We start from the raw sequence: 17,060 nt of genomic DNA, 5'->3' as shown, positions 1-17,060 counted from the left end.
TTCGATGGCCTCGTGAAAGACGCTTGCAAGCGTATGCACAAATCGGCACCTTCAAGGCCGGAGAAGGGGGGCGCGCGAACATCATGCCGATGAAGGGCTTCGACCCGAGGTGGAAGGACCTGCCCGACTACATCCTCGGGATCACCAAGGAGATCTGGGAGGATCGGGGCATCGCCACGCTTCATCATTACTATGGTCGCGACATGATCAAGCGCGGCTCGCGCGGGATCGTGGTGGGCGCGCAGGCGGTCATCGACGAGACCAACCAGTCCGTCGCCGGCGCGCCGGACATCCAGCTCCTGGGCGAGGATGTGATCTGGTCCGGCAACGAGGACGACGGCTTCCTGAGCTCGCATCGGGTGCTGGAGATCTTCTCGGAGCTGGACGACGAGGGCCACCCCACCGGTCGCCGGATCACCGAGCGCGTGATCGCCGACTGCTACTGCATCGCCGACCAGATCACCGACGAATGGCTCGTCTACGACCACGGCGCCTCGGCCCGGCAGCGCGGTCTGACCCCCGCGCGAGGCGGCTGCGGCCGAGATCGCGGCCGAGGGCGGGCCCGAAGCCGCTGTGCGGCCCTTCACCTTCAAGGATGACCGCCCCGGCCCCTACGCCGGCAAGGGCAACGACCACGAGTGGGGCCAGCGTTACGAGGAGATGCTGCGCCACGTCATGTCCGCCGACTTCGCGGCCCTGCCCCGCATCTACGACCGTGCCGTCCACCTAGAGCTCCCCGGCGGCCGGACCGAGCACGGCGTCGTCGAGGCCGACAAGTTCTGGGTCGCCCTCCGCGCGGCCTTCCCCTCGGCCGAGCTCGTCATCGAGCACCGCATCGGCCGCGAGGACGCCATGATGCCGCCCCGCAGCGCCGTCCGCTGGTCGCTGATCGGCAAGCACGAGGGCCGGGGGATGTTCGGCCCCCCGACCGGGGCCGAGGTCCACCTGCGCGGCGCCTCGCATTCCGACTGGGGGCCGTGGGGCCTTCGTCGCGACTACGTGCTCTTCGACGAGGTGCACGTCTGGAAACAGATCCTCCTGCATCAAGGCTGACCATGGACTTCGACGGAATCACCTGGATCAAACGCCCCGCCCCCGAGGCCGCCGCCGACACCGCCGAGGTGCAGCGCCTCGTCTCGGAGGTGCTCGCGCGCGTGAAGACGGAGGGCGACGCGGCGGTCGCGGACTACGCGCGCCGCTTCGACAAGGCCGAGCTCGACCGTTTCGAGGTCACGCCTTCGGCGCGGCAGGCCGCCGTGGACGCGCTCGACCCGCAGACGCGGGCCGACACCGAGTTCGCCATCGCCAATGTCCGCCGCTTCGCCGAGGCGCAGCTCGCCTGCCTCCGGCCGCTCGAGATGGAGGTCCTGCCCGGCGCCTTCCTCGGCCACCGGGTGATCCCCGTGGAGCGTGTCGGCTGCTACGTCCCCGGCGGACGCTTCCCGCTCTTGTCGGCGCCGATCATGACCATCGTCCCGGCCAAGGTGGCAGGCGTGGACGAGGTGATCGCCTGCCTGCCGCCCAACGCGCACCAGGCCATGGTCGCGGGCTGCCACCTCTCGGGCGCCGACCGCATCTTCCGCATCGGTGGCGCGCAGGCCATCGCGGCCCTCGCCTTCGGGACGGAGACGGTGCCCGCGGTGGACAAGATCATGGGCCCCGGCAACGCCTTCGTGAACGAGGCCAAGCGGCAGGTCTTCGGTCCCGTCGGCATCGACCAGCTCGCCGGTCCTTCCGAGATCTACATCCTCGCCGACGGCACCGGCGACGCCGAGATGATCGCGACCGACCTCCTCGCGCAGGCCGAGCACGACGTCCGCACCCGCGTGGGCCTCATCACCACCGACGCCGACCTCGGCCGCGCGGTGCTGGCCGAGGTGGAGCGCCAGCTCGCCACCCTCTCCACCGCCGCCGTCGCCGGCCCCTCCTGGACCGCGCGTGGGCGAGATCGCGGTGGCTCGGGACGAGGCCGCCTTGGTCGCCTACTCCGACCACATCGCCGCCGAGCACCTGCAGGTCCACACCGCCGACGCTCGCGCTTTTGCCCAGCGCCTGCGGAACTACGGCTCGCTCTTCGTCGGAGAGCTGGCGAGCGTGGTCTATTCCGACAAGTGCGTCGGCACGAACCACACGCTGCCGACCATGGCGGCGGGCCGCTACACCGGCGGGCTTTGGGTCGGGTCCTACGTCAAGGTCGCCACGCACCAATGGCTCGACGAGCGCGGGGTGAAGGCCGTGGCGCCCCCGGCCGCGCGGCAGAGCGCGTCGGAAGGACTGGAAGGCCACCGCCGGGCCGCGCAGCTCCGGCTCGACCGGATGCAGGGCTAGGGTCCGCAATGGTGGCTGTAGGGCGGGGTTCACCCCGCCATGCAACCGCGGCAGCCGTCGCTCCGATGGCCCGTGCTGCGTGGCGGGGTGAACCCCGCCCGACGGCGATCCCGCCCCGACCGGACCGACGCCGCTCTCGCCGCGATTTTTCTTCCGGCCGCTAACGCTTTCTTAACCTTCCCCTGCCAAGGTTGCCCTTGTCCCCGGGTCGCCGCCCGGCGGGGTAGGGGAAGCTGCGTCCAACGCCCGGGCGCCCTAGAGGACCGGCCGCTGCGCCCCGTGGTCCGTCGCCGCCTCGAACGCCGCCCCGACCCGGCAGACCATCCCCTCGTCGCCATGCCGGCCGACGACCTGAAGGCCCACCGGCAGCCCGCCCGCGAACCCCGCCGGGGCCGACATCGCCGGATGCCCCGTGACATTGAAGGGCAGCGTCCGCATTGGCGTCCAGACCGCGCCCTTGTCGAATGCCGCGAAGGGTGGCGCCGGGGAGAGCGTTGTCGCCGTCAGGATCGCGTCGCAGCCGTCCAGCACCCGGTCCACCTCGGCCGAGAGCCTCGGCACCAGCGCCTCGGCCCGCGCGAGGTCCTCATCCGTCAGGACGACGCCCGCCTGCACGGTCTGGGTCGCCATCCGGCCCCAGAGGTCGCCCCACTCGCGCAGGCTTCGCTCGTGCAGCCGCAACCCTTCGGCGTGGATCATCACCGCCCCCACGGCCTCCAGCAGGTCGTAGCCCGGCATCTGGACCTCCACGATCCGCGCCCCAGCGAGCGAGAGCGCCGAGGCCGCCTCGTCCATCGCCGCCAGGACCCGGGGATCGAGCGCCGGGTCCCGCGCGAACCAGTCCCGCGCATAGCCGAGCGTCAGACCCCCCGCGCCCGCCCCGATCCGCGAGGCGGCCCCCGCCCCGGGCGCCATCACGTCGAGCATCAGCGCCGCCTCGGCCACCGTCGCCGCGAGGGGCCCCGGGTGGTCGAGCTTCGGGGACAGCGTGAAGAACCCCTCGCCCGGCACCCTCCCCCGCGTGGGCTTCAGCCCGACGACGCCGCAATAGGCCGAGGGCGACCGGATCGAGCCGCCGGTGTCGCTCCCCACCGCGAGGCGCGCCATCCCGGCCGCGACCGCCGCCGCCGAGCCCGACGACGAGCCCCCGGTGATGTGCGCCGTGTTCCACGGGTTCGCCGCCGGGGGGAACTCGAGCCCCTGTTCCGGCCCGACGAAGCCCCACTCGTAGGTGGCGACCTTGCCGAGAGGCACGGCCCCCGCCTCGATCAGCCGCCGCACCGCCTCGGCGTCCCGCGCGGCCGGCACCCGGTCCATTGCCCGCGACCCGTTCGTCGTGGGCAGCCCCTCGACATCCACCATGTCCTTCACGACGAAGGGGATGCCGTGGAGCGGCCCCCGGTCGTGGCCCGCCGCCAGCTCCTCGTCGGCCCGCGCGGCCAGCCGCTCGGCCCTCGGGTCCTCGGCCCAGAAGGCCCTGACCTGTCCGTCCACCGCCGCGATCCGATCCCGGTGAAGCCGAAGGAGGTCGACGGCGGCGAGGCGCCCGGACCGGAGCGCCTCGCCCGCCTCGGCCACGGACGGCACCGGCGACGCCGTGGACATGGAGCGCAGCGGCAGGGAACTCATGCCCTGGCCTTTCGGACGAGCTCGGCGGCGCGCAGGAGGAAGCTCGCCGTCGCCAGCGTGGCCGCTGCATCCTCCGGGCGCAGCCGAAGGCCCCGCGCCTCCAGCATCGCCCGAAGCTTCGGCTCGTCGAGCTCGGCCTCGGTCACCGCGCGGCCTGCATCTGGCCCAGCCGCACCTGCACCATGAGCGCCAGCTCGTCGTAGAGCCGCCACTCGTCCACGACCTTGCCGTCCTTGTAGTGCAGGTGGCTGATGCCCATGACCTGCAGCCGCTGGCCCGTCGGCTCGCCCAGATGCTTGAGGATGCCGTAGCCGAGGTGGTGCCCCTCCAGTATCCAGCGCACGGCGACCTTGGTCCCGCCCTCCTCGGAGGGCACCGAGCAGATGTGCTGCGGCACGAAGCCCGCGTCGGGGATCGAGCCCATCAGGCCCAGGGTCTGATGGATCACCGCCGCCTGTCCGTAGAGCTCGGACATCAGCGGCCCGTGGAACTGGCAGTTGGGCGCGAACACGTCTTTGAGCCGCCCGAACATCCGACGGTTGAACACGTCATGCATCCAGAGCAGGGTCTCGCGCTCCAAGTCCGTGCCCGCGATGGAGAGGTCCGGCTCGCTTTCGGGCGGGTACTGCCCGATCATCCGCCGGTTCTCGCCGATGTCGAGCGAGAGCTGCCCCCGCTCGAACATCCCGCGCGCGATGCGGTCGGCATAGGCGTGATGGTCCGCGCCGATCTGGAGGAGGATCGCCAGCGTGTCCGCCACGATCCATTCGCGGTAGATCTTGTTCTCGTGCACCATGCAATCGGCGACCGTGCGCGAGACGAAGGTGCGGCCCGTCGCCGGCCCGAGGTGCCCGTCCTGCGTATGCCGCCCCGACCCGGTGACGAGGTGCGAGGTATAGAACCCCTCGTCCTCGTTGCCGCCCCAGATGACCTGGGTCGCCATGCCGCGCCGCTCGGGGAAGCTCACGAGTCGCTGGATGGTATCGCGGACCATGTCCTCGCGGTTGTAGACGGTTCCCATGGTCCCGTAGACGACGCAATTGTGCGTGTAATGGGTGTAGATCAGGCCCACGTCGCGCTCGTCCCAGATGCGGTGCGTGCAGCGGACGATGTAGTCCACGATGTCCGTGTATTCGGGGATCGAAGCCCCGCATCGGCTGCACGCGCGGCCGATCCGTCGGCACGAGCTGGGCGAAGTCGCGCCGCTCCACCTGGAGGACGGGTTCACGGGAAGCGGGCTTGGCATCGTCGGGCATAGGGTCCTTCCAGATCAAAGGAGCGCGTCCATCATGCAGCCGCAGCGGACGCGGGCAAGGCTCGAGTCCGGTGCCCATCGCCGCGCGACTGCCAGGGAGCAGCCTCACGGCAGCACGGAACCGCATCTCGCCAAGGTTTGCAATCGTATTCAAACACGGTAGTGGAGAATGACCGGGTTGTCACGCCGCCGAGGCTGCCCTTAGGACAGCGCAACGACATCACGGAACGGCGATCCAGCTTTCGAACCATGGCCACCACCGTCGAAGAGACCCTCGCCCGTGCCGGAGCCGGCACCTTTCAGAAGCGCCTGCTCGGCATCTTCGGCTTCGTCTGGGCCGTCGACGCGATGCAGGTTCTCGCCGTGGGGTTCACGGCGCCGTCCATCGCGCAAAGCTTCGGGCTCACGGTGCCCGAGGCTCTCCAGACCGGGACGCTGTTCTTCCTGGGGATGCTGTTGGGCGCGAGCGGGTTCGGCAAGCTCGCCGACCGGATCGGGCGGCGGCGGGTGCTGCTGGTCACGGTGGCCTGCGATGGGCTGTTCGGGTTGCTTTCGGTGATCGCTCCGTCCTTCGGGGCGCTGCTGGCTCTGCGGTTCCTGACCGGCGCGGCGGTGGGGGGCACCCTGCCCGTCGACTACGCGATGATGGCGGAGTTCCTTCCCCCGCGAAGCCGCGGCCGCTGGCTCGTGCTGCTGGAAGGGTTCTGGGCCATCGGCACCATCGTCATCGCGCTTGCCGCATGGATCGCGACCACGGCCGGAGCGGCCGAGGCGTGGCGCTGGCTCTTCGCGCTGACCGCCGTCCCGGCCCTGATCGGCTTCTGGCTCCGCTTCTGGGTGCCGGAATCGCCGATGTTCCTCCTGCGGACCGGACGGGCCGGCGAGGCCAAGGGAGTGCTCGACCGGGTGCTTGCCACGAACGGACATCCCCCACTGGATGACCGGGTGACCGTCGCCGCACCGCCCGCCCCCGCGGCGTTGGGGATCTTTTCCCCTGCCCTGCGGCGGCGCAGCCTGCTCATGCTGGCGGTGTGGTTCCTGGTGTCCGTCTCCTACTACGGAGTCTTCACCTGGACGCCGGTGCGACTCGCCAACGAGGGCTTCGGCTTCGTGCGGGGCTATGGTTTCGTCGTGCTGATCGCGCTGGCGCAAGTGCCTGGCTATGCGCTCGCGGCCTACGGGGTCGAGCGGTGGGGGCGCAAGCCGACGCTGATCGGGTTCCTGCTGCTCAGCTCGGCCGCCTGCGCGCTGTTCGTGATCGCGCGAGACCCGGTGACCATCGCCGCAGCGCTCCTGGCGATGAGCTTCGCGCTCCTGGGCACCTGGGGGTCGCTCTACGCCTTCACGCCCGAGCTCTACCCGACCCAGAGCCGCGCGACGGGCATGGGCGCGGCGAGCGCCATGGCGCGGCTCGGCGGGCTGCTGGCTCCCTCGGCGCTGGCGCTCCTCGTCGCGCAGAGCTTCGCGACGGCGGTGGGGCTGTTCGCGGCGCTCCTGCTCCTCGGCACGCTCGCCGCGTCGCTGGTCGACGTGGAGACGCGGGCCAAGGCGCTGGCCTGACCCCTCAGGGGCACGCGCTGGCGCTTAGGGCCGAACGACGTACTGGGCGGGCGCGCTCTCATCGATGACGACGCGGCCATTGGGAAGGTCGTTGCCGTCGAGCTTCCAGGCGATCTGGTCCTCGGTGAGATTGTAGTGCTCCCAACGGGCGCGCAGGCGGCGGCGCAGCTCCTCCTCGGGCACGTCGATCAGGACGGTGACGTCGAAGAGCGGGAGGAGCGAGTCCCACGGCGCGCGGCGGAGAAGGAGATAGTTCCCCTCGCAGACGATCACGCGCACTGAACGGGGAATCAGGCGGGCACCGGCGCGGGCGATCTCGATGTCGCGGTCGAAGACGGGGACGGCGACCGTATCCTCGTCGTTGGCCTTGAGGCGCTGGATCGTGTGGCGCAGGCCGCCCACGTCGAAGGTCTCGGGCGAGCCCTTGCGGGGGCGCAGGCCGGCGGGGACAAGGTAGAGGTCGTCGTAGTGGTACCCGTCCATGGGCAGGAGCGCGGCGATCCCGGGTTCGCTCTCGTCGAGCCGCTCGACGAGTTGTTCCGCCAGGGTGGACTTGCCCGAGCCCGGCGCCCCGGCGACGGCGCAGATGGCACGACGGTCGCGGCCCAGGTCGGACAGCCGCCGGGCGAGCGCATCGAGGTCAATGGAATCGGCCATCAGCGTCGCCCACCCGACGCAATGGAAGTTGTGCGCAACCCTTGGTCCTCCCCGACTTTGGCGAGCCGCACGGTGGCGAACTGCCGGGCGGCTTGCAAGGTCCCTAAAGCGGCGGCAGGCCGTAGGGCACCTCGTCCCGGCGGTTCCGGTCGACGGAAAGGCGGCGTCCCACCGGCGGGAAGGCGCGCTGGGCGCAATCGGGGCGGTCGCAGAGCCGGCAGCTCACGCCGATGGGCGTGAGCACGACGCGGGCGGCGCCAGTCGAGGCCGTCGGCGTAGACCAGCCGGTCGGCGTAGGCGAGCTCGCAGCCCCAGCCGATGGCATAGCGGCGGCGCGGGGCATCGTAGGTCGCCGCGGCCTTGGTGACGCAGGTCGCCATGGAAAGGTAGCGCGTGCCGTCAGGCATCTCGGCCATCTGCACGAGGACGCGGTCGGGCGACTCGAAGGCCTCGTGTACGTTCCAGAGCGGGCAGGCGCCGCCATAGCGGGCAAAGCGGACGCGGGTGGCGCTGTGGCGCTTGGTGATGTTGCCGGCCCGGTCCACGCGGAGGAAGTAGAACGGCAGCCCCTCCTGCCCCGACCGCTGGAGCGTGGAGAGGCGGTGGCAGACCTGCTCCAGGCTCGCGCCGAAGGTGGCGGCGAGAGCGCTGACGTCATGGCGGAGGGTTTCGGCGAGCTCGCGGAACGCGCCATAAGGCAGGACGAGCGCGCCGGCGAAGTAGTTGGTGAGAGCGATCCGGCAGATCGCCGCCGAGTCGGGGCTCGCGAAGCCGGCGTCCTGGACGACGCGCTCGATGACCTCTCCGGCTTCGAGGAGGCCGAGCTGGTGCGCCATGGCGAACCGCTGGGAGGCCGGTTCGAGGAAGGCGTCTATGCGGAGCCGCCGGGTTGCGGGGTCGAACTGCCGCATCGGGCGACGGGCCGAGAGGTCGCGGTCGAGGGTGATCGCGACGCCGTGGTCGCGTTCCAGCGCAGAGGCGAGGCGCTCGGACTGGCTGCCTGAGGAGATCGGCAGGCGCGAGGCGCGGGATTCGGCCAAGGTGTCAAGCACATCGACGTAGTTGCCGATGTCGTGGAAGAAGTCCCGAGCCTCGTCGTAGGGCAGGTTCGGCGCAGTCGAGGCGGACCCTCGCGGCTGGGCAAGTGCGTCATCGAGCGATTGGTAACGGTCCAGGAGCGCGCGGTGGTCGGCCTGCAGGCGCAGGAGAGCCCGCGCCACGTTCGGGGCGGACTGGGCCACGGCCCTGATCTCGGTGGCCGGCACCTCTCACCGCCGAGCGCCGGGTCCGCGAGGGAGTCCCTGAGGGCGAGGAGCAGCCGGTTCGGCTCGTCGTCGCCGAAGCTCTGGGGGTCAACGCGGAACACGCGGGCGAGCTCGAGGAGGACGCCGGCAGTCAGGGCGCGCTGGTTGTGCTCGATCTGATTGAGGTAACTGGGCGAAATCTGAAGGCGACGCGCGAGGTCGGCCTGGGTCAGCCCCGCCCCCTGCCGCATGGCCCGCACCGCCTCGCCGGAAAAGACTTTCCGCTTTCGCAAATCAGGACCTCGCGACCTTCGCACCTTTGCAGGTTCGCACGACCGTTGGAGACTTCGCAACGATTTCATGCTTTGCCCGACGCGGGTCGTTCACAGGAAGGCTTTGCATAGGCCTTCGGCTTTTCGGAGGAGTCCGGCGATGCGCGACGTGATCGAGGAGCTGGAGCGCAAGCGCGAGGCCGCTTATCTGGGCGGTGGCCAGACGCGGATCGAGGCGCAGCACCGGCGCGGCAAGCTGACCGCGCGGGAGCGGATCGAGCTGCTGCTCGACGAGGGGAGCTTCGAGGAGTTCGACACTTTCGTCACGCACCGGGCGAGCGCCTTCGGGATGGACCGCACGCGCATCCCCGGCGACGGGGTCGTCACCGGCTGGGGCACCGTGAACGGGCGCAAGGTCTTCGTCTTCGCCAAGGACTTCACGGTGTTCGGGGGGTCGCTCTCCGAGGCCCATGCGGAGAAGGTCCGCAAGGTCCAGCAACTCGCGCTCAGGACCCGCTGCCCGATCGTCGGGCTCTACGATTCCGGCGGGGCGCGGATCCAGGAAGGAGTCGCGTCGCTCGCGGGTTACGCGGAGATCTTCAAGCAGAACGTGATCGCCTCGGGCGTGATCCCGCAGATCAGCCTCATCATGGGACCCTGCGCGGGCGGCGACGTGTATTCGCCGGCGCTCACGGACTTCATCTTCATGGTCCGCGACACGAGCTACATGTACGTCACCGGCCCGGACGTGGTGCGGACGGTCACGAACGAGGTCGTCACGCATGAGGATGTTGGGCGGGGCCTCGGTCCATACGACGCGATCCTCCATCTCGGACGGGGCCTGGGACGACGACGTGGAGGCGCTGAGCCAATTGCGGCGCTTCATCGACTTCCTGCCCGCGAACAACCGCGAAGGCGTGCCCGAGTGGCCGTCGCGGGACTCGCCCGACCGGGCGGAGGCGAGCCTTGACACCCTCGTCCCGGACAACCCCTACTCGCCGTATGACATCAAGGAGCTGATCCTGAAGGTTGTGGACGAAGGCGACTTCTTCGAGCTGGGCGAGCGCTTCGCGGCGAACATCGTCACGGGATTCGCGCGGATCGAGGGGCGTTCGGTGGGCGTGGTGGCAAACCAGCCGATGGTGCTGGCGGGCGTGCTGGACAGCGACGCCTCGCGCAAGGCGGCGCGCTTCGTGCGCTTCTGCGACGCCTTCGGCATCCCCGTCGTGACCTTCGTGGACGTGCCGGGGTTCCTGCCGGGGACGGCGCAGGAGGGCGGCGGCCTCATCAAGCATGGGGCGAAGCTGCTGTTCGCCTACAGCGAATGCACGGTGCCGCTGGTGACGGTCATCACCCGCAAGGCCTTCGGCGGGGCCTACGACGTGATGGCGTCCAAGCACATCGGCGGCGACGTGAACTACGCCTGGCCCTCCGCGCAGATCGCCGTGATGGGGGCCAAGGGCGCAGCCGAGATCATCTATCGCGGCAAGTCGCCCGAGGAGATCGCCGAGCGCACAAGGGATTACGAGGAACGCTTCATGTCCCCCTTCGTCGCCGCCGAGCGCGGCTACATCGACGAGGTGATCCGCCCGCACAACACGCGCAAGCGCGTGGCCCGGGCTCTCGCCCTTCTCCGCACCAAGGAGCTGGAAAGCCCCTGGCGCAAGCACGACAACCTGCCCCTGTGAGGTGACGCGATGTTCCGCAAGATCCTGATCGCCAACCGTGGGGAGATCGCCTGCCGCGTCATCAAGACGGCGCGGCGCATGGGCGTAGAGACCGTCGCCATCTACTCCGAGGCCGACGCGCGGGCGCTGCACGTCCGCATGGCCGACGAGGCGATCTGCATCGGGCCCGCGCCCGCCGCGCAGAGCTATATCAACATCGACCGCGTCATGGCCGCCGTGCGCGAGAGCGGGGCCGAGGCCGTCCACCCGGGCTACGGCTTCCTGTCCGAGAACCCCCGCTTCGCCGCCGCGCTGGCCGAGGCGGGCGTGGCGCTCATGGGACCGCCGACCTCGGCCATGGAGGCGATGGGCGACAAGATCACCTCCAAGCGCATCGCGGCCGAGGCGGGCGTCAGCACCGTCCCCGGCCACATGGGCCTGATCTCGGACGCCGACGAGGCCGTACGGATCGCCCAGGGGATCGGCTACCCGGTGATGATCAAGGCCAGCGCCGGCGGCGGCGGCAAGGGGATGCGGATCGCCTGGTCGGACAAGGAGGCGCGCGAGGGCTTCCAGGCGTCGAAGAACGAGGCCGCCGCGAGCTTCGGCGATGACCGCATCTTCATCGAGAAGTTCGTGGACCAGCCCCGCCACATCGAGATCCAGGTCCTCGCGGACAAGCACGGCAACTGCGTCTACCTCTACGAGCGGGAGTGCTCGATCCAGCGCCGCAACCAGAAGGTAGTGGAGGAGGCGCCCTCGCCCTTCCTCGACCCCGAGACGCGCAAGGCCATGGGGGAGCAGGCCTGCGCCCTCGCCCGCGCCGTGGGCTATGAGAGCGCCGGGACGGTCGAGTTCATCGTGGACGGCGCGCGGAACTTCTACTTCCTGGAGATGAACACCCGGCTCCAGGTCGAGCATCCGGTGACGGAGCTCATCACCGGCATCGACCTCGTGGAGCAGATGATCCGCGTGGCGGCCGGGGAGCCCCTGCCCTTCACGCAAGCCGAGATCCCGCTGAAGGGCTGGGCCGTAGAGAGCCGACTCTACGCCGAGGACCCCTATCGGAAGTTCCTGCCTTCCACGGGTCGACTGACCCGCTATCGGCCTCCCGCCGAGGGGCTGCATGGCGACATGGTGATCCGCAACGACACCGGCGTCTACGAGGGCGGAGAGATCAGCCGCTTCTACGACCCGATGATCGCCAAGCTCTGCACCTGGGCGCGGACGCGCCAGGAGGCGATCGACGCGATGTCCGAGGCGCTCGACGCCTTCGAGGTGGAGGGGATCGGGCACAACCTACCCTTCCTGTCCGCCGTCATGGCGCATCCCCGCTTCCGCGAGGGGCGGCTGACGACAGCCTTCATCGCCGAGGAATGGCCCGACGGGTTCAGGGGCGTCGCCCTGCCCCCGGCGGAGTTGCGACGGGTCGCGGCGGCTGCGGTGGCGATGAACCGGGTCGCGGAGATCCGGCGGGCGCGGATCTCCGGCCGGCTCGACCACCACGAGCGCCACGTGGGGTCGGACTGGATCGTCGATGTGCAGGGCGAGAGCCTCCCGGCCTCGGTCCTCGCCGAGCCTGGGGGCGCGGACGTGACCTTCGCGGACGGCGCCACCATCCGGGTCGAGGGCCCGTGGACGCCAGGGCGGACGCTGGCGCAACTGACCGTGGACGGCCGGCCATTGGTTCTCAAGGTCGAGGATGCGACGGGCGGCTTCCGCCTCCGGACCGGTGGGGCGGACCTGCGGGTCCACGTTCGGACCCCACGTCAGGCGGAGCTGGCACGGCTCATGCCCGAGAAGCTGCCACCGGACACGTCGCGGGCGCTCCTCTGCCCGATGCCGGGGCTTCTCGTGCAGCTCCTCGTGGCCGAGGGCGAGGAGGTGGAGGAAGGCCAGGCCCTCGCCACCGTCGAGGCGATGAAGATGGAGAACACCTTGAAGGCCGAGCGTCGGGCCAAGGTCGCGCGCATCCGTGCGCGCGAGGGCGATACGCTGGCGGTCGATCAGGTGATCCTTGACTTCGCATGACGGTTGGGGCCGCTGAGGACGTTCGGAGAAGGAGGTCGGCAATGGCGCAGGACATGGATCGCTGGAAGGCCCTCGCCTCCAAGGAGCTCAAGGGCCGTGACCCCGAGTCGCTGACATGGCGGACGCTGGAGGGGATCGGGGTCAAGCCGCTCTACACGGCGGAGGATACGGGCGCCCTGCCCGACCCCGGCATCCCAGGCGAGGCCCCGTTCCTGCGGGGGGTGCGGGCGACGATGTACGCGGGGCGGCCATGGACGATCCGGCAATATGCCGGGTTCTCCACCGCTGAGGAATCGAACGCCTTTTACCGGCAGGCGCTGGCCAACGGGCAGCAGGGCGTCTCGGTAGCCTTCGACCTCGCGACGCACCGGGGCTACGACAGCGACCATCCCCGCGTGGAGGGGGACGTGGGCAAGGCCGGTGTCGCCATCGACTCGGTCGAGGACATGAAAATCCTGTTCGACGGGATCCCCCTCGGGGAGGTGTCCGTCTCCATGACGATGAACGGCGCGGTCATCCCGATCCTCGCCAGCTTCATCGTGGCGGGCGAGGAGCAGGGCGTCCCGCGCGCCAAGCTCTCGGGGACGATCCAGAACGACATCCTCAAGGAGTTCATGGTGCGGAACACCTACGTGTACCCGCCCGAGCCTTCGATGCGGATCGTGGCCGACATCATCGCCTTCACGGCGCCAGAGATGCCGAAGTTCAACTCCATCTCGATCTCCGGCTACCATATGCAGGAGGCCGGGGCGAACCTCGTGCAGGAGCTGGCCTTCACGCTCGCGGACGGGCGGGAATACGTTCGGGCGGCCCTCGCGCGGGGCCTCGACGTCGACGCCTTCGCGCCGCGCCTGTCCTTCTTCTTCGCCATCGGGATGAACCTGTTCATGGAGGCCGCGAAGCTCCGCGCGGCGCGGCTCCTGTGGCACCGGATCATGTCCGGCTTCGGGGCCACAAAGCCCGAGAGCCTGATGCTGCGGACCCATTGCCAGACCTCCGGCGTGTCGCTGCAGGAGCAGGACCCGATGAACAACGTCGTCCGCACCGCCTACGAGGCCTTGGCGGCGGTGCTGGGCGGCACCCAGTCGCTCCATACCAACAGCTTCGACGAGGCCTTGGCGCTGCCGTCGGACTTCGCGGCGCGGATCGCGCGGAACACCCAGCTCATCCTTCAGGAGGAGACGGGGGTCACGAAGGTCGTCGACCCGCTGGGCGGCTCCTACTACGTCGAGGCCCTGACGCATGAGTTGGCCGAGCAGGCCTGGGCGCTCATGGAAGAAGTCGAGATGATGGGCGGCATGACCAAGGCCGTGGCCTCGGGGATGCCCAAGCTCCGGATCGAGGAGACGGCCGCCCGGCGGCAGGCGATGATCGACAAGGGCGAGGAGGTCATCGTCGGCGTGAACAAGTATCGCGTCGAGGGGACGGAGGAGGTGCCGATCCGCGCCATCGACAACCATGCGGTGCGGGCGGCGCAGATCGAGCGGCTTCGGGACGTCCGGGCGAGCCGGGACGAGACTGCCTGCCGGGCCGCGCTGGATGCGTTGCGCCAAGGTGCGCAGGGAACGGGAAACCTTCTGGAGCTCGCCATCCCGGCCGCGCGGGCGCGGGCCACGGTGGGCGAGATAAGCCAGGCGCTCGAGGACGTGTTTGGGCGGCACCGGGCCGAGGTCAGGACGTTGGCCGGCGTTTATGCCCACGCGGCCGAAGGGGACGAGGCCTTCGAGACCGTGCGGCGCGAGGTCGAGCGTTTCGCCGAGGAGGAAGGACGGAGGCCTCGGATGCTCGTGGTGAAGATGGGGCAGGACGGGCATGATCGGGGCGCGAAGGTCATCGCGACGGCGTTCGCGGATCTGGGCTTCGACGTCGACGTGGGCCCGCTGTTCCAGACGCCGGAGGAGGCTGCGAGGGACGCTCTCGATAACGACGTGCATGTGGTGGGGGTGTCATCGCAGGCGGCGGGGCACCTGACGCTGGCGCCCCGGCTCGTGCAGGCGTTGGAGAAGGCTGGCGCGGGCGACATCGCGGTGATCTGTGGGGGGGTCATTCCGCCGCAGGATTACCCGGCGCTTCAGGCGGCCGGCGTGCGGGCGATCTTCGGGCCTGGAACTCCGATCCCCCACGCCGCGCGACAGGTCTTGGGAATCCTCCGGCAGACCCGTGCAAGGGAGCTCGAGTCTGCCCTCGACCGGGGGCCGGCATGATCTGGCTCGCGCTGGGCTGGGCGGCCTGATGCCCCTGCCCGCGTCGTTTGCCGGGCGACTTCGTTTGCCCGTCTTGGCGGCTCCGATGTTCCTGACCTCGGGACCCGATCTGGTGGTCGAAGCGTGCCGCTCCGGGATCGTCGGGAGCTTCCCGGCGCTGAACCAGCGGAGCACCGAAGGCTTCGTGGCTTGGTTGGACGAAATCGAGGGGCGGCTTGCCGGCGTGCCCGGCGTCGCGCCATTCGGCGTGAACCTGATCGTCCACAAGTCGAATCCGCGTCTGAGGGCCGATCTCGACGTGGTGATCGCCCGACGGGTGCCGCTGGTCATCACCTCGCTCGGGGCGGTGAGCGAGATCGTCGCCGAGGTCCACTCCTATGGCGGGCTCGTGTTTCATGACGTGATCTCGCGTCGTCATGCGGAGAAGGCCGCTGCGGCCGGGGTGGACGGCATCATCGCCGTGGCCGCCGGTGCGGGCGGACATGGAGGGACGCTCTCCCCCTTCGCGATGATCGAGGAAATCCGGCAGGTCTTTGCGGGCACGATCATCCTGGCTGGGGCGATCGGCCGGGGGTCCCATGTTCTCGCCGCGCGCGCAGCGGGGGCGGACATGGTCTCTATCGGTACGCGGTTCCTGGCAACGCGCGAGGCGCTTGTGCCCCAGGCACAGAAGGACATGGTGCGGGAGGCTCTGGCCGGAGACATCGTCCATACACCCGCGATCTCGGGCGTGGCGGCGAACTTCCTTCGACGGAGCCTCGTGCAGAATGGCCTTGATCCAGATGCCCTGCCCTCGCGAGGCCGCCTCGACATGGCGGACGAAGTGCGGATCTGGAAGACGGTCTGGTCGGCAGGCCAAGGGGTGGGGAGCATCGACGACATCCCCGGGACGGCCGAGCTTTGCCAACGCTTGGCGGCCGAGTACCGCGATGCCATGGAGCGCCTCCTGCGGGACCCCTTCGATGACGGACGGGGGGGAGCGCAGCCCTGATCTCGTCCAGGGCCGGTGCGTGACGCTCGAGCTACTCGGCTCCGGCTTGGCTCGGCCATATCGGCGGCCACTTGCGAATGGTGGAACGCCAAAGGCGCGACGTCAGGTCTGTCGACCATGTCGCCGAACCTGAAATGGGCCAACCGCCCTACGGTGCGGTGTAACGGCCTGGAACCAAGGGTTGGGAGCCCGGGGCGAAAGGACCGGCCGATCGGGGTCTGATGGTTCCCAAATGGGGCTGACTCCTGACGGCGGCGAGCAAGGTCCTTTCAGGCTCCTCAACGGGCCCGTCCCGACAGAGGCGACGCGCTACTAGGGTGTTCCCCAGCGTTCTCCCTCTGGCAGTGCATCTGCCATGGAAGCCTGCCCATGAGCTTCGACTGCACTTAGGAATGGCTTGCGAGTTCCGGTAGGGCTCTCCTCGAACCAGCAATCTGGAGCAGAGGGTCCATTCAAGACCCGGGTCGCGCGGCATTCTGGATCTGTCTCCGGGGCAACGACGGCGAGGTCTCGCTTTAGGCATGCGATGACCCTGCGCCGCCTCACGGATCATTGCTCGGATTAGGTGGTCAGTCTCTGCGGCGCTGCCGCCAGGGCCCTCGGCCTCTGGGAGGTGGTCAGCTCCTCCAACATCATCCTCGAGGGCGACGTCACCGGCGGCGCCAAGGCCGCTTCGAGATCCAGGTGAACGGCATTCACGCTCTCGGAACGGGTCACCTCCTGTTCTGATCCTATCGTGGTCCGAGAGGCTATGCCCCTCAATCGCGCTGTCGTCCGAAAGGTCGGGAGCGGAGCACGCAACGTTCGTTCCGCGAATGGACACTCATCACCGGTTGAGCCGACTTCAGACGGCTGCGACTGACGTGATGCTTGTCCCAGCGCGACCTCGTTCGACGAGGCTACGCAGGGCCTCAGGCAGCCGAGGTCATCAACAGTCTTCCGTTGGGCGATCTTGCATCCAACAGTGCGTTCCGATGTCGTCAGCGCAACGCATAAGTTCGGCGTGCGGTGGGCCGGTCCCGCCCCCTTGGGCGAGCCGGCCCGCCGCCGGTCAGAGCACGAAGTCGCCGGCGTCGAGCCCGCCGCCGCCCCGGACCAGGATCGCCAGCTCGGGCCGCGCGTCGTCGTCGACGTTGAGCTCGACCAGGACCCCCGCCCGCACCTCCCGGAGCCGGATCTCGCCCGCCGAGAACGACCCGTCCCCGTCAAGCGCGAAGCCCTG

The 17,060-nt window shown here is 69.7% G+C and carries 13 protein-coding genes and 3 pseudogenes; 9 read left to right on the top strand and 7 right to left on the bottom strand.

Annotation, left to right across the window (positions count from 1 at the left end; translation table 11 throughout):
• The first annotated feature begins 83 nt into the window (after nt 1-83).
• From RUMESO_RS28105 to RUMESO_RS26990, 4 genes and pseudogenes are all read left to right on the top strand, one after another.
• Nucleotides 84-599 (top strand): hypothetical protein, encoded by a 516-nt coding sequence (locus RUMESO_RS28105; RefSeq protein WP_342670740.1) that lies wholly within the window; start codon nt 84-86, stop codon nt 597-599.
• Nucleotides 574-1,053, top strand: coding sequence for a nuclear transport factor 2 family protein (locus tag RUMESO_RS28100; protein ID WP_342670739.1), 480 nt, complete (start codon nt 574-576; stop codon nt 1,051-1,053). The genes RUMESO_RS28105 and RUMESO_RS28100 overlap by 26 nt, the downstream gene beginning before the upstream one ends.
• A 2-nt stretch (nt 1,054-1,055) precedes the next feature.
• Nucleotides 1,056-1,883, top strand: a pseudogene (gene hisD, locus RUMESO_RS28455) (histidinol dehydrogenase); the annotation flags it as partial.
• A gap of 55 nt (nt 1,884-1,938) precedes the next feature.
• Complete coding sequence (locus RUMESO_RS26990; RefSeq protein ID WP_245639191.1) at nt 1,939-2,328, top strand: histidinol dehydrogenase; 390 nt, start codon at nt 1,939-1,941, stop codon at nt 2,326-2,328.
• Nucleotides 2,329-2,583: 255 nt separating this feature from the next.
• Here the strand turns inward: RUMESO_RS26990 and RUMESO_RS07690 are convergent, their stop codons facing one another.
• The 3 genes from RUMESO_RS07690 to RUMESO_RS07685 are packed head-to-tail and all read right to left on the bottom strand — an operon-like array spanning nt 2,584 to nt 5,077.
• The gene (locus RUMESO_RS07690) at nt 2,584-3,957 is read right to left on the bottom strand and encodes an amidase (protein ID WP_245639190.1); all 1,374 of its coding nucleotides are present in this window, start codon (nt 3,955-3,957) and stop codon (nt 2,584-2,586) included.
• Nucleotides 3,954-4,103, bottom strand: coding sequence for a hypothetical protein (locus tag RUMESO_RS25005; protein WP_156362751.1), 150 nt, complete (start codon nt 4,101-4,103; stop codon nt 3,954-3,956). The genes RUMESO_RS07690 and RUMESO_RS25005 overlap by 4 nt, the downstream gene beginning before the upstream one ends.
• On the bottom strand, nt 4,100-5,077 hold the full coding sequence (locus RUMESO_RS07685; protein ID WP_211262818.1) for a nuclear transport factor 2 family protein: 978 nt from the start codon (nt 5,075-5,077) through the stop codon (nt 4,100-4,102). Before RUMESO_RS07685 ends, RUMESO_RS25005 begins: the two co-directional genes overlap by 4 nt.
• A gap of 384 nt (nt 5,078-5,461) precedes the next feature.
• On the opposite strand from RUMESO_RS07685, the gene RUMESO_RS07680 reads away from it, so the two are divergent.
• The gene (locus tag RUMESO_RS07680; protein WP_037279418.1) at nt 5,462-6,772 is read left to right on the top strand and encodes an MFS transporter; all 1,311 of its coding nucleotides are present in this window, start codon (nt 5,462-5,464) and stop codon (nt 6,770-6,772) included.
• 24 nt (nt 6,773-6,796) lie between these two features.
• On the opposite strand, the gene RUMESO_RS07675 is transcribed toward RUMESO_RS07680, so the two are convergent.
• The 4 genes and pseudogenes from RUMESO_RS07675 to RUMESO_RS28440 form a co-directional block, all read right to left on the bottom strand.
• Nucleotides 6,797-7,429 (bottom strand): nucleoside/nucleotide kinase family protein, encoded by a 633-nt coding sequence (locus RUMESO_RS07675; RefSeq protein WP_037279417.1) that lies wholly within the window; start codon nt 7,427-7,429, stop codon nt 6,797-6,799.
• 103 nt (nt 7,430-7,532) lie between these two features.
• Nucleotides 7,533-7,754, bottom strand: a complete 222-nt coding sequence (locus RUMESO_RS28450) for a short-chain fatty acyl-CoA regulator family protein (RefSeq protein ID WP_425414885.1) — start codon at nt 7,752-7,754, stop codon at nt 7,533-7,535.
• Nucleotides 7,738-8,340: pseudogene (locus RUMESO_RS28445) on the bottom strand (helix-turn-helix domain-containing protein); the annotation flags it as partial. The gene RUMESO_RS28450 and the pseudogene RUMESO_RS28445, both read right to left, overlap by 17 nt.
• Nucleotides 8,301-9,035, bottom strand: coding sequence for a helix-turn-helix domain-containing protein (locus tag RUMESO_RS28440; protein ID WP_425414883.1), 735 nt, complete (start codon nt 9,033-9,035; stop codon nt 8,301-8,303). The gene RUMESO_RS28440 and the pseudogene RUMESO_RS28445, both read right to left, overlap by 40 nt.
• A gap of 70 nt (nt 9,036-9,105) precedes the next feature.
• On the opposite strand from RUMESO_RS28440, the pseudogene RUMESO_RS07665 reads away from it, so the two are divergent.
• From RUMESO_RS07665 to RUMESO_RS07650, 4 genes and pseudogenes are all read left to right on the top strand, one after another.
• Nucleotides 9,106-10,633, top strand: a pseudogene (locus RUMESO_RS07665) (acyl-CoA carboxylase subunit beta).
• A gap of 9 nt (nt 10,634-10,642) precedes the next feature.
• Entirely contained in the window at nt 10,643-12,643 is a 2,001-nt protein-coding gene (locus RUMESO_RS07660) for an acetyl-CoA carboxylase biotin carboxylase subunit (RefSeq protein WP_037279416.1), read from the top strand.
• Between the two features lie 41 nt (nt 12,644-12,684).
• Nucleotides 12,685-14,847, top strand: a complete 2,163-nt coding sequence (scpA, locus tag RUMESO_RS07655; protein ID WP_051521119.1) for a methylmalonyl-CoA mutase — start codon at nt 12,685-12,687, stop codon at nt 14,845-14,847.
• Nucleotides 14,848-14,875: 28 nt separating this feature from the next.
• The gene (locus RUMESO_RS07650) at nt 14,876-15,838 is read left to right on the top strand and encodes an NAD(P)H-dependent flavin oxidoreductase (protein WP_037279415.1); all 963 of its coding nucleotides are present in this window, start codon (nt 14,876-14,878) and stop codon (nt 15,836-15,838) included.
• The last annotated feature ends 1,222 nt before the right edge of the window (nt 15,839-17,060 follow it).

Origin of the sequence: Rubellimicrobium mesophilum DSM 19309 (assembly GCF_000600335.2) — a bacterium.
In the GTDB taxonomy this organism is placed as follows: domain Bacteria; phylum Pseudomonadota; class Alphaproteobacteria; order Rhodobacterales; family Rhodobacteraceae; genus Rubellimicrobium; species Rubellimicrobium mesophilum.
Note: the sequence above shows the minus strand (reverse complement) of the source record. Positions and strands in the feature narration are given on the sequence as shown.

Bases quoted from the DNA above. Each gene is read 5' to 3' on its own strand.
- RUMESO_RS28450 (WP_425414885.1), bottom strand. From the start codon at position 7,754: ATGCCATCGGCTGGGGCTGCGAGCTCGCCTACGCCGACCGGCTGGTCT.
- RUMESO_RS28105 (WP_342670740.1), top strand. From the start codon at position 84: ATGCCGATGAAGGGCTTCGACCCGAGGTGGAAGGACCTGCCCGACTAC.
- RUMESO_RS07680 (WP_037279418.1), top strand. From the start codon at position 5,462: ATGGCCACCACCGTCGAAGAGACCCTCGCCCGTGCCGGAGCCGGCACC.
- RUMESO_RS28440 (WP_425414883.1), bottom strand. From the start codon at position 9,035: ATGAAATCGTTGCGAAGTCTCCAACGGTCGTGCGAACCTGCAAAGGTG.
- scpA (WP_051521119.1), top strand. From the start codon at position 12,685: ATGGCGCAGGACATGGATCGCTGGAAGGCCCTCGCCTCCAAGGAGCTC.
- RUMESO_RS07660 (WP_037279416.1), top strand. From the start codon at position 10,643: ATGTTCCGCAAGATCCTGATCGCCAACCGTGGGGAGATCGCCTGCCGC.
- RUMESO_RS07690 (WP_245639190.1), bottom strand. From the start codon at position 3,957: ATGAGTTCCCTGCCGCTGCGCTCCATGTCCACGGCGTCGCCGGTGCCG.
- RUMESO_RS07675 (WP_037279417.1), bottom strand. From the start codon at position 7,429: ATGGCCGATTCCATTGACCTCGATGCGCTCGCCCGGCGGCTGTCCGAC.
- RUMESO_RS07650 (WP_037279415.1), top strand. From the start codon at position 14,876: ATGCCCCTGCCCGCGTCGTTTGCCGGGCGACTTCGTTTGCCCGTCTTG.